2 protein-coding genes are annotated in these 1,795 nt (G+C 37.0%); both read right to left on the reverse strand.

Annotated features, from left to right (window positions below; genetic code table 11):
- Positions 1-753: pyridoxal phosphate-dependent aminotransferase (locus tag ABY905_RS17030; RefSeq protein ID WP_372646056.1), on the reverse strand; the 753-nt coding region annotated here is incomplete at its 3' end.
- Entirely contained in the window at positions 743-1,591 is an 849-nt protein-coding gene (locus ABY905_RS17035; RefSeq protein ID WP_372646058.1) for a prephenate dehydratase, read from the reverse strand. The genes ABY905_RS17030 and ABY905_RS17035, both read right to left, overlap by 11 nt.
- Positions 1,592-1,795: the final 204 nt, after the last annotated feature.

Below are 1,795 nucleotides of genomic sequence, written 5' to 3' on the forward strand. Positions count from 1 at the left end.
GCAAAGCATGCCCACTCTAAAGCCCGCCATATTATGAGATTTACTCAACGAATTCATTTCTAAAACATATTCACTAACGCCTTCAACCTGCAGCAAACTCTCTGGGTTGTCATTTAATATCAAACTGTATGGGTTATCATTAACGACAAGAATATTCTTCTTTTTAGCCAGATCAACTAATTGTTTGAAGACTTGCATATTCCCATTTGCACCTGTTGGCATATGAGGGTAGTTGGTCCAGATCATACGACAAGACTCATCACATAGTGATTCAATCTCTTCCATATCGGGCAACCAATTGTTTTCTTCTTTTAGATTATAAAACTTGAGGTTTATATTTAAAAGCTTGGCTGCCGATAAGTAAGCTGGGTAACACGGATTCGGAACGAGAACTGTCTCTCCGGGATTGCAAAAAGCCATTGAAACGTGCATGATCCCTTCTTTTGAACCCATTAGGGGCAAAATCTGATTAGCAGGATTCAAGTCCACATTATATATCGACTTGTACCAGTTTGCAATTTCTTGACGAAATGACTCCAGACCCCTGTACGATTGATAATGGTTGCTTCCCGTTTGGCCGCAAGCATGTACCAGCTCTTTTTTCACATCAGGGTGTGGTGCCATATCCGGACTACCAATTCCTAAGTTGATAATATTGGCTCCATCTTCCTTGAGCTGTGCCACTTCAGCTAATTTCTTTGAAAAGTAGTATTCCTCAACTTGCGATAATCTTTCTGCTGTTCTAATTGTCATGGTGATGTATTTTTGAGTAAGATTGATTACCGCTGGTGTATTCACCCAGAATATCAACTCTATCGAGTTTGGTCGTAATCTCATTTATCATGCTTTGATACTTCGTTTTATCATCGAATAAAACATCCAGATAAAACTGATAATGCCATGGTTCTCCAAGTAAAGGCAAGGATTCAATTTTGCTTAAATCAATATCGTGTGAAGAAATAATCGATAAGATTTCAGCTAAACTTCCTTGATGGTTATCAAGGATTAAGGCCATTGATGCCTTATTCCTTCCTTTTTTTTTCCACACCTCTTTGTTTCTTAAAATCAAAAAGCGTGTATAATTTTTTCGATTGGTTTCAATGCTTTCGGCTAGGACTTCTAAATCGTAATAATCAGCTGCTAGCAAACTTCCTATAGCACCGATATCACTTAAGTTATTTTCCTTTATTTCTCTCATACTTAAAGCGGTATCTGTCGATTCTATAAGTTGTATGTTGGGGTGTTGTTTAAAGAATTTTCTTGATTGATTAATAGCCATATAGTGAGAACGAACCTCGTTAAGATCTTCTATTTTAGTTCCTTTTTTAGCGACGAGATTTTGTCTTATTCGTAGGTATTCTTCACCACAAACAACTAGTTTGTGCTCTCGAATTAAGTTGAGGTTAGCATGGATAGTACCAGAAATGGTATTTTCTACAGCCATAATTCCATAGTCGCAGTCTCCGTTTTTAACAGACTCTGCCAGATCGGAGAAGTGAAGCATAGGCAGAATATCGATATCATTTCCGAAATAATTTCGGGCTGCCACTTCGTGGAATGCACCTTTTACACCTTGTATAGCTACTTGCATTGTGATTAAATTCTGATGGTTGTTTTTATAATTTTGGCTAATAAAAAAAGCGTCTCGAGGATATCCCCGAGACGCTTGTACATTTTTCTGTTATTTTTTAGTTCAGATAATGCCATACAATCTCGGGATGCTTCTAAAATAGAAGAACCAGAAATAAAGGAAATAGTTATATGACATTGATGTATTCATTGTGTTGTATTGAAA

Source organism: Ancylomarina sp., from assembly GCF_041555295.1.
Classification (GTDB): Bacteria; Bacteroidota; Bacteroidia; order Bacteroidales; family Marinifilaceae; genus Ancylomarina.